Consider the following 8597-nt stretch of genomic DNA (forward strand, 5'->3'; position numbering starts at 1 on the left):
GCTCGGGGTGACCCTCGCGGTACGCGGCGGTGCCGCCCCCGCCTGCGCCGCCCCGCCCCGCGCCCTGCCCGCCGGGGCGCTCGCCGCCCCGCCGCTCGGCGGTGCCGTCCACACCGGAAAGGCCACCTTCTACGACTCGAAGGGGGCCGGCGGCAACTGCTCGCGGCCCACCGCGCCCGCCAACCGCCTCTACGTCGCCCTCGGCCCCGCCGAGTACGCGGCCGGCGCGTCCTGCGGCGGCCACCTCGACGTCACCGGTCCCAAGGGCACGGTCCGGGCTCATCCCCTCCGGCGCCGGCCCCGGGCCGTACACCATCCGGGTCACCGACGTGTACGGCCACCGCGCCACCGCCACCGGCATCCGGATGCTTCCCGGCCAGGTCCAGCGCAGCACGGTCCGGATGTACGGCGCCGGCGCCCCGGCCCGGTCGGCCACGCCCAGCCGCTCGCCGTCGGCCCGGCCCAGCCCCCGGCCGAGCGCCTCGGCCACCCCGTCGGCCACCGCACCGCCCGGCACTCCCGCCGTGGTGGACGCGGCCGCCGCTCCGCCGGCCAACCTCGCCCCGGTCCCCGCCGGCTGCGGCTGACCGCGGCGGAGGCGGAGTCAGGCCGCGGCGGAGTTCAGGTCGAGCCACATGAAGACCTCGTCCCGGTCGTCCCCCGGCGCGAGCCGGAGAGCGCCCGGCAGCCGCCCGACCTCGCGGTAGCCGAGGCGCTCGTAGAAGCCACCCAGGCCCAGCCCGTCCCGGACCGTCACGTGCAGCGCCGCCAGGCCGACTTCCCGGCCGATCCGCTCCGCCTCACGCATCAGCGCTGCGCCGTGGCCGCGCCCCTGCGTGTCGGGATGCACCATGACCCGCTTCAGCACCCGCCAGTGCGTCTTCAGGTGGAACCGGTTGTCCGCGATGATGAGGACGCCGACGAGGCGGTCCCCCTCGTAGCCGGCCAGCAGCCGGTCGGGCCCGTCGGTGATCGCGGCGAAGGTCGCCGCGGCCGTGGGCCGCACTTCGGCCTCGGTCACCGGGGCGACGAAGCCGACCGCGCCGCCGGCGTTGGTCACGTCCACCCAGAGGGCGATGATCTGCTCGCGCAGCTCGGGGGTGAGGTCGGGGTCCAGGACGAAACGCAGGTTCACGCCCGCCATCCTGCGCGAGGCGACGCCACGTGAACCCGCGTTCGTGACCTTCACGACATCGGTCTGGTGCGGGAGAGGGGAGTCGAACCCCCACGTCCTTTCGGACAATAGGACCTAAACCTATCGCGCCTGCCTGTTACGCCACTCCCGCGGACCTGCTGAGTCTAGAGCGTCGGGCCTCCAGCGTGGTGAGCCCAGCCTCCCGGAGGATCGCCTGGACGGTGCGATGACTGATCGCCGCCTCGGTGCCTGAGGCGTCGGTCAGCGCCTCGGCGATCTTCCGGGATCCGGCCTCAGGGTGCGCGAGTGCGAACCGGATGACGGAATCCCGGAACCGGTGCTGGACCGGCCGGTCACGAACGCGCGATGGCGGTGCGATGGTTCCAGTTGCTTCGAGGCGCCGCCGCATCCTGCTCACGTGGTCTCTTGTGCAGCCGAGGAGGCGGGCAGCCTCCAGGGTTGTCACGTGGCCGGCGCTGACCCCTCTGACCAAGGTCTCGACGTCCGGCGGCGGTCCGTCACCTGACTCGCTGCGAGCAGAGACGCCCGGCGAGGCTGAAGCGTCGACCTGCGTTCGCACGCGGCCGGCAAAGGTTGCCGTCTGGCTGTGACAGTTGGGACACAATAGCCGCAGGTTGGCTGGCCTGTTGTCGAGTCGGTCGCCGTTGATGTGATCGACGTGGAGGACGAGTGGAGCGCCCTGCCACCTCGGGCCGAGGCCGCAGATCTCACACCGTTCGGGCACGCCGATGGCACCCAGGGCGCGCCGGAGCCGGAAGCCGGGCGTTCGGGCCGCGTCCGGCGGCAGGCGCACCAGAGTCTCCGACGGTGCCTGCCGGTAACCCTGCACTCCACGGTTGTGCCCCTGTCCCGTGAAGTGTGAGGTGTCGATGCCGAAGCGCTTGAGTTGCCGGCTGATGTGGGCGTGCGAGCCGCCGCTCATTCGTATTCCCAGCAGCCGAAGCACCTCGGCGATGCTCCGTGCCTCCGCCGCTGCTGCCGAAAGAGTCTCGGGAGAGTATTTGTACCGCGGCATGCGCGCAGGGTAGCGGCGGCGTACGACAGGCTCAGTCGAGGCCGAGGTCCCGGCGGAGCTTGGCGACGTGCCCGGTGGCCTTGACGTTGTAGAGCGCCCGCTCGATCTTCCCGTCCTCGTCGATGACGAAGGTCGAGCGGATCACCCCGGTGACGGTCCGGCCGTACATCTGCTTCTCGCCGAACGCGCCGTACGCGGTGAGCACGGCCTTGTCGGTGTCGGCGACCAGCGGGAAGGTGATGGCGTCCCGGTCGCGGAACTTGGCCAGCTTTTCCGGCTTGTCGGGGGAGATGCCGACCACCTCGTAGCCGGCGGCCTGGAGGGAGGCGAGCGAGTCGCGGAAGTCGCAGGCCTGCTTGGTGCAGCCGGGCGTCATGGCGGCCGGGTACGCGTACAGGATGACCTTGCGGCCGCGCAGGTCGGCCAGGGACAGGGTCCCGCCGCTGTCGGTGGGGAGGGTGAACTCGGGGGCGGGGTCGCCGGGGTTCAGGCGGTCGGTCATGGCGCTGACGATACCGCCGCCGTCCGGTCCGGTGCGGGTGGCGACGCGCCGCTCGCGTGATGATCACCATGGCTTGTTGCAAGGGATTGGCAACAACGACCGTACGCAAATAAGCTCAGCGGGTGGAAACCCTGGCGATGCACATCTCGAACGGGATCATCGACGGTCCCGTCGCCGCGGTGTTCGCGGCCCTCGCGCTGGCCGTGCTCACCTTCTGCGTGCTGCGCGGGCGCCGTGACCTCGACGACCGGCTGGCCCCGATGGCCGGCCTGGTGGCCGCGTTCATCTTCGCCGTGCAGATGCTCAACTTCCCGATCTTCACGGCCGGGGTCAGCGGCCACCTGCTCGGTGGCGCCCTCGCCGCGATGCTGGTCGGCCCGTGGGTCGGCGCGCTCTGCGTCGCCGTGGTGCTGGTCGTGCAGGCGCTGGTCTTCGGCGACGGCGGGGTGGCCATGCTCGGCCTCAACATCACCAACATGGCGCTCCTCGGCACCGCAGCCGCGTATCTGCTGATCGCGTTGCTGCTGCGGGTGCTGCCGCGCACCCCGGCCGGGCTCGCCGTCACCGCCTTCGTCTCCGCGCTGGCCAGCGTCCTGGTGGCGTCCCAGGGCTTCGTGCTCCAGTACTGGCTGGGCGGCACCACCGACCTGGGCGGCAACCTCACCGGGCTGGCCGGCACGATGGCCGGCGTCCACCTGCTGATCGGCATCGGCGAGGGCCTGATCACGGCGACCACCGTGGTCACCGTCGCCAAGGTCCGCCCCGACCTGGTGTACGCCCTGCGCGCCCTGAAGCCGGCCGTGCCGGCTCCCGCCGTCCCGGTCGCCGGAGGTGCCCGATGAGCAAGCGTTCCTGGCCGTTCGTCCTCGGCGGTCTGCTGGTCGCCCTGCTGCTGGCCGGCGTGGTCAGCAACTACGCCTCGGCCCACCCGGACGGGCTCGACTCGTCGCTGCTCAAGGGCTGCACGGTGAACGCCGACGACGAGATCACCGGCGGCAGCTGCCCGGCCCAGCAGGCGAAGGACCACGAGCTGGCCGACAGCCCGCTCGCCGACTACGGCGTCCGGGGGGTGAGCAACGGCTTCCTCTCCACCGGCCTGTCCGGCGTGCTCGGCGTGCTGCTCACCTTCGCCCTCGGCGGCGGCCTGTTCTGGCTGGCACGCCGCCGCGGCCCGGCGACCGGCCCGACGAACGGTCCGGCTGCCGCCCCGGCGACCGGCCCGGCTGGCCGCGCGAGCGACCCGACCGCCGACGAGCGCGCGGCGCGCGCCTCGGGCACCCGCTGAGCCCCGGATGGGTGCCGGCCACGCCCACGTGCTCTACCGCGAGTCGTCCTCCCGGGTGCACCGCCTCCCGCCGGAGGTGAAGATCGTCGCGATGGTGCTGTTCACCGTCGCGGTGGTCGCCACGCCCCGGGAGGCGTACTGGGCCTTCGGTGGCTATGCCCTGCTGGTCGGCGCCGTGGCGGCGCTGGCCCGGGTGGGACCGCGCTGGCTGCTCGGCCGGGCGCTGATCGAGCTGCCGTTCGTGCTGTTCGCGTTCGCGCTGCCGTTCTTCGGCACGGGGGAGCGGGTCGAGGTGGCCGGGCTGAGCCTCTCCGTCGACGGGCTGCACGGCGCGTGGAACATCCTGGCCAAGGGCACGCTCGGCGTACTCGCGTCGCTCCTGTTGGCGGCGACCACGACGACGCGGGACCTGATCGTCGGCCTGGACCGGCTGCGCTGTCCGCAGATCCTCACCCAGATCGCCACCTTCATGCTGCGCTACCTGGACGTGCTGGTGGGGGAGGCCCGGCGGATGCGTTTGGCCCGGGTGTCCCGGGGCGACGACCCGCGCTTCCTCTGGCAGCTGCGCGGGTTCGCCGCCGGGGTCGGCGCGCTCTTCCTGCGGGCCTTCGAGCGGGGCGAGCGGGTCTACCTGGCGATGGTCTCCCGCGGCTACACCGGCCGGATGCCGGCGGTGTGGCAGGGCGCGGGCGCGGCCACCGCCGGCCAGTGGGCGGCCGCCGCGACGGTGCCGGCGATCGCGGCCTCCATCGCCGCCGTCGCGCTCGTGCTGACATGATCGGGTACGTGCAGCAGCCGCCCTCCCTGGACGTCCGTGGCGTCCGGTACGCGTACCCGGACGGTCACGTCGCCCTGCACGGGGTGGACCTGACCGTGCCGCGCGGCGACCGGGTGGCGCTGCTCGGGCCGAACGGCGCCGGCAAGACCACCCTGGTGCTGCACCTCAACGGCATCCTCAGCCCGACCGAGGGGACGGTCAGCGTCGGCGGCCTGACGGTGAGCCGGGACCGGGACACCCTGGCCGAGATCCGGCGCCGGGTGGGCATCGTGTTCCAGGACCCGGATGACCAGCTCTTCCTGCCCACCGTTGCCGAGGACGTGGCGTTCGGGCCGGCCAACCTGGGGCTGCGCGGGGCGGAGTTGGCCGCCCGGGTGGACGAGGCGCTCGCCGCCGTGGGGATGGGGGAGCACCGGGACCGGGCCCCGCACCATCTCTCGTTCGGGCAGCGCCGCCGGGTGGCGGTGGCCACCGTGCTCGCCATGCGCCCGGAGATCCTGGTGCTGGACGAGCCGTCGTCCAACCTCGATCCGGCCGCCCGCCGGGAGCTGGCGGAGATTCTGCGTGGCCTCCCGGTGACCCTGCTGATGGTCACCCACGACCTGCCGTACGCGGCGGAGCTCTGCGACCGCGCGGTGATCCTGGACGCGGGCCGAATCGTCGCCGACGCCCCCACGCTGGACCTGCTCTCCGACGAGGCGCTGCTGGCGCAACACCGCCTGGAGCTTCCGTACGGCTTCGCCCCCCGCCGCTCCTGACCCTTGCGCTTTCGGCCCGCGTGGACCGGGACTGAGGCGGCAGCTCACGGGCCGCAACTGCAAGATCGCGAGAGGGGCTCAGCGGACCGGGGTCGCGCGGGTGCGCAGGGCCGCTCGGGAGGCGGTGCGCAGGCGGAGCAGGCCGGCGGCGACCGCGCCGGTGCCCGTGGCCAGGGCCACGGTGACCAGCACGCGGGTGAGGCCGGGTGGGCCGGCTACCGGGGGCACCGAACGGGACAGGACGGCCACGTTCGCGATCCCGGCGAACAGCGCCAGGCAGGCGCCCGCCAGTGCCAGCGCGAAGTCGGCGGCGGGGCGGCGGGCCAGGGCGTACCCGCCGGCGGCCAGCGCGCCGAGGCCGGTGAGTAGCGTCCACAGCTGCCCGGTGAGCAGTTCGAGCAGCATCCCGCCGGCTCCGGCGGCGCCGGTGTCCACGGCCTTGCCGACGGTGAACGCCACGGTCGCCGCCCCGCCCAGGGCGAGCAGCGCGCCGACCCCGCGCAGCGCGCGGACGCCGGTGGCCGTGCCGGCCGGGACCAGCCCGGCCGCGCCGATCACCAGGAGACCGAGGGTGGCCGCCACCCACCACGGGTACGCGTCCGGCGGCGGCACCCAGTCCAGGGTGCCGCGCACCTCGACCGTCGTGGTGCCGGCCCGCAGCGGCACCACCCAGTCGCGGACCCGCTGCTCGCGGCCCGGGTCGGCGGCCACCTGGGCCGGCGGTTCCGACTCCAGCCAGAGCGTCCGCTGGTCGTGCCAGCGGGCGGTCGGCCCGTCGGAGATCCGCCGCCAGGCCGGCGCGGCCGCGGGGTCGGCCTCCGGCGGGAGCGGGGTGTCCCCGGCGAGGGTGCGGTTCAGGTAGGTGGCGGGGGAGCGGCTGTTCTCGTACACCCCGCCGGACCCGATCCGCAGGTACGGCTCGCCGGAGTAGCCGAGCACCTCGACGTCGGCCCCGGTGCGGTTGGTCAGTTCCAGCCGGGCGCCGGCCTCGACCATCCGGGCGGTGAGCCCGGGCCGGGCGGGGCCGACCCCGGTGACCTCGGCCCGGTAGTTCGTGCCGGCGGGGGCGTCCGCGCCGTGCGCGGCGGCCGGCGTGGCGAGGGCGAGGAGCGCGGCGAGCGCGGCGGTGACCACCAGACCGGCCCGCCGAAGCGGTGCGGGGATCACTTGCCGGCCGCCTCCACGGCCGCCCTGATCCCGTCCGGGCTGCGGTCCGCGACGTCCTTGCCGTTGACCCGGATGGTCGGGGTGCCGGTCACGCCGGACTTGCTGGCGTCGTCGGTGACGTGCCCGGTCCACCCCTTGTACTTGCCGTCCTTGACGCAGGAGCCGAAGTCGTCGCGGTTCAGCCCGACGCCGGCGCCGATGTCGATCAGCTCGTCGTCGCTGAGCCCGGCGCTGCCCTCGGCCGGCTGCCGGGCGAAGAGCTGGTCGGTGAACTCCTTGAACTTGCCGCCCTGCGCGGCGCAGCCGGCGGCGGCCGAGGAGCGGGTGGAGTACTCGGTGGTGGAGAAGCGGTTGAGGAAGGCAACCGGGTGGAAGTTCACCCGGATCTTGCCGTCGCTGATCAGCTGGTTGAGCGTCGCGCCGCTGGTCTGCTGGAACTGCTTGCAGACCGGGCAGAGGTAGTCCTCGTAGAGGTCGACGGTGACCGGGCCCTGGCCGAGGACGATGGCGGTGCCGGGCGGGTTGGCGCCGGGCGGGGTGGTGAAGGTCTCCGACTTCTGGCTGGAGTAGACCGCCCAGCCGATCAACCCGGCGATCACCAGCACCGCCACCGCGGCGACGGAGGTCCAGATCGTACGGGTGCGTCGCTTCTCCCGGGCGATCTGGGCGCGGACCACCTGGGCCGCGTTCTTCCGCCCCTTGCGACTACTCATCGGCGTCCTCCACGGGTGATTCGCCCGCCAGCCAGCCGTCCACCGAGAACGGGGTGCGGGGCCAGATCAGCAGGAATCCGGCCAGTACCAGGAATCCCAGGTCCCGGAGGATCTCCGGGAGGTAGCTCGGGGCCTGGCCGGCGGCGAGCTGCCCGCCGCTGCCGAAGCACCCGCAGTCGATGGCCAGGCCACGGGACCAGGCCGAGGCGATGCCGGTGACGAACACCAGCAGCAGCGCCGCGGAGACACCCGCGACCACCCGGGTGGCCAGCCCGACCAGCAGGAGCACGCCGAGCGCCAGCTCGACGAAGGGCAGCGCGGCGCCGATCACGGTGGCCAGGTCGTACGGCATCACCTGGTAGGCGTTGACGGCCCGGCCGGAGGCGGCCAGGTCGTCGACCTTGGCGCCACCGGCGACCAACCAGACGGCGGCCAGGCCGAGGCGGGCCGCGATGCCGAGCCAGGGCCGGACGGCGGGCCAGCGGGCGGCCCGGGTACGGGTTGCGGTCACGGTCGTTGGACGGCCGGTCTCCGAGGAAAGTTCCACGATCAACCCGCCAGCGCGTCGCCGACGGCCGCGACCAGCTCGTCGCGGGCCCGGGCGACCCGGGAACGGATGGTGCCCACCGGCACCCCTTCCACCGCGGCGGCCTCGGCGTACGACAGGCCGAGCAGCTGGGTGAGCACGAACGCGGAGCGCCGTTCGGCGGGGAGCCGGCGGACCAGGTCGGTGGCGCCGAGCTGCCCGGCCGGGTCCGGGTACGGCCGGTCGGCGGCCGCGTGCGCGGCGAGCCGCTGGTCCAGCCGCCGCCGGCGGACCACGGTGCGCAGGTGGTCGGCGCAGGCCCGCCGGGCGATGCCGAGCAGCCAGGTCCGTGCGGTGGACCGCCCTTCGAAGCCGGGCAGCGCCCGGAACGCCCGCAGGTACGTCTCCTGGGTCAGGTCGTCCGCGCTGTCCGGGTCGACCAGGGCGGCGGCGAAGCGCCACACCTCGGCCTGGGTGGCCCGGACGAAGGCGGCCTGGGCGGCCGGGTCGCCGTCGCGGGCGGCCAGCGCACAGTCGGTCGCGGCGTCCCGCGCAGCCTCGTGGGCCGCCGCGGGGCGGCCGGCAGAGGTGTCGCGCGGGGCGGGGATCACGTCAGACGAGGTTACGCGGCGTACCTGTGCCCGACAGGGTCCTTCGGCCCATTCCGTGGTCCGGCCCACGCCGGGAACTTTTCCCG

The 8597-nt window shown here is 74.1% G+C and carries 11 protein-coding genes, 1 tRNA gene and 1 pseudogene; 4 read left to right on the plus strand and 9 right to left on the minus strand.

The genetic code is table 11. The annotated features are described in order from the left end of the window. The 5 genes and pseudogenes from B0E53_RS38770 to bcp all read right to left on the minus strand — a co-directional run. Nucleotides 1-517 (minus strand): annotated as a pseudogene (locus tag B0E53_RS38770) (hypothetical protein); the annotation flags it as partial. Nucleotides 518-604: 87 nt separating this feature from the next. Then, complete coding sequence (locus B0E53_RS29915; protein WP_168215447.1) at nt 605-1144, minus strand: GNAT family N-acetyltransferase; 540 nt, start codon at nt 1142-1144, stop codon at nt 605-607. Between the two features lie 55 nt (nt 1145-1199). Continuing rightward, a tRNA-Leu gene (locus B0E53_RS29920) sits at nt 1200-1286 on the minus strand. Then, nucleotides 1272-2171: an HNH endonuclease gene (locus tag B0E53_RS29925; RefSeq protein WP_107079063.1), complete on the minus strand. Its 900-nt coding sequence runs from the start codon at nt 2169-2171 to the stop codon at nt 1272-1274. The genes B0E53_RS29920 and B0E53_RS29925 overlap by 15 nt, the downstream gene beginning before the upstream one ends. A 31-nt stretch (nt 2172-2202) precedes the next feature. After that, nucleotides 2203-2673, minus strand: a complete 471-nt coding sequence (gene bcp, locus B0E53_RS29930; protein ID WP_107079064.1) for a thioredoxin-dependent thiol peroxidase — start codon at nt 2671-2673, stop codon at nt 2203-2205. Nucleotides 2674-2795: 122 nt separating this feature from the next. On the opposite strand from bcp, the gene B0E53_RS29935 reads away from it, so the two are divergent. From B0E53_RS29935 to B0E53_RS29950, 4 genes are read left to right on the plus strand one after another with little or no spacing between them, the layout of a single operon-like run. Continuing rightward, on the plus strand, nt 2796-3515 hold the full coding sequence (locus tag B0E53_RS29935) for an energy-coupling factor ABC transporter permease (RefSeq protein WP_107079065.1): 720 nt from the start codon (nt 2796-2798) through the stop codon (nt 3513-3515). Beyond that, nucleotides 3512-3958, plus strand: coding sequence for a PDGLE domain-containing protein (locus tag B0E53_RS29940; RefSeq protein WP_107079066.1), 447 nt, complete (start codon nt 3512-3514; stop codon nt 3956-3958). The genes B0E53_RS29935 and B0E53_RS29940 overlap by 4 nt, the downstream gene beginning before the upstream one ends. A 7-nt stretch (nt 3959-3965) precedes the next feature. Continuing rightward, the gene (gene cbiQ, locus B0E53_RS29945; RefSeq protein WP_107079067.1) at nt 3966-4736 is read left to right on the plus strand and encodes a cobalt ECF transporter T component CbiQ; all 771 of its coding nucleotides are present in this window, start codon (nt 3966-3968) and stop codon (nt 4734-4736) included. Then, nucleotides 4733-5494 carry an ABC transporter ATP-binding protein gene (locus tag B0E53_RS29950; RefSeq protein ID WP_107079068.1) on the plus strand — a complete coding sequence of 254 codons (762 nt, stop codon included), beginning with the start codon at nt 4733-4735 and terminating at the stop codon, nt 5492-5494. The genes cbiQ and B0E53_RS29950 overlap by 4 nt, the downstream gene beginning before the upstream one ends. 78 nt (nt 5495-5572) lie before the next feature. On the opposite strand, the gene B0E53_RS29955 is transcribed toward B0E53_RS29950, so the two are convergent. Genes B0E53_RS29955 through B0E53_RS29970 form a run of 4 tightly spaced genes read right to left on the minus strand, consistent with a single transcriptional unit; the run spans nt 5573 to nt 8511 of the window. Next, the gene (locus B0E53_RS29955; protein WP_107079072.1) at nt 5573-6658 is read right to left on the minus strand and encodes a hypothetical protein; all 1086 of its coding nucleotides are present in this window, start codon (nt 6656-6658) and stop codon (nt 5573-5575) included. After that, on the minus strand, nt 6658-7374 hold the full coding sequence (locus B0E53_RS29960) for a thioredoxin domain-containing protein (protein ID WP_107079069.1): 717 nt from the start codon (nt 7372-7374) through the stop codon (nt 6658-6660). Before B0E53_RS29960 ends, B0E53_RS29955 begins: the two co-directional genes overlap by 1 nt. Then, complete coding sequence (locus B0E53_RS29965; RefSeq protein WP_246835672.1) at nt 7367-7885, minus strand: MauE/DoxX family redox-associated membrane protein; 519 nt, start codon at nt 7883-7885, stop codon at nt 7367-7369. The genes B0E53_RS29960 and B0E53_RS29965 overlap by 8 nt, the downstream gene beginning before the upstream one ends. Nucleotides 7886-7923: 38 nt before the next feature. Beyond that, nucleotides 7924-8511, minus strand: coding sequence for a sigma-70 family RNA polymerase sigma factor (locus tag B0E53_RS29970; protein WP_107079070.1), 588 nt, complete (start codon nt 8509-8511; stop codon nt 7924-7926). Between the last annotated feature and the right edge of the window lie 86 nt (nt 8512-8597).

Origin of the sequence: Micromonospora sp. MH33, assembly GCF_003013775.1 — a bacterium.
Taxonomy (GTDB): domain Bacteria; phylum Actinomycetota; class Actinomycetes; order Mycobacteriales; family Micromonosporaceae; genus Micromonospora; species Micromonospora fulviviridis.

Excerpts from the sequence above, each read along its gene's own strand:
- B0E53_RS29915 (WP_168215447.1), bottom strand. The coding sequence starts at position 1,144 with ATGGCGGGCGTGAACCTGCGTTTCGTCCTGGACCCCGACCTCACCCCC.
- B0E53_RS29925 (WP_107079063.1), bottom strand. The coding sequence starts at position 2,171 with ATGCCGCGGTACAAATACTCTCCCGAGACTCTTTCGGCAGCAGCGGCG.
- bcp (WP_107079064.1), bottom strand. The coding sequence starts at position 2,673 with ATGACCGACCGCCTGAACCCCGGCGACCCCGCCCCCGAGTTCACCCTC.
- B0E53_RS29940 (WP_107079066.1), top strand. The coding sequence starts at position 3,512 with ATGAGCAAGCGTTCCTGGCCGTTCGTCCTCGGCGGTCTGCTGGTCGCC.
- cbiQ (WP_107079067.1), top strand. The coding sequence starts at position 3,966 with ATGGGTGCCGGCCACGCCCACGTGCTCTACCGCGAGTCGTCCTCCCGG.
- B0E53_RS29950 (WP_107079068.1), top strand. The coding sequence starts at position 4,733 with ATGATCGGGTACGTGCAGCAGCCGCCCTCCCTGGACGTCCGTGGCGTC.
- B0E53_RS29960 (WP_107079069.1), bottom strand. The coding sequence starts at position 7,374 with ATGAGTAGTCGCAAGGGGCGGAAGAACGCGGCCCAGGTGGTCCGCGCC.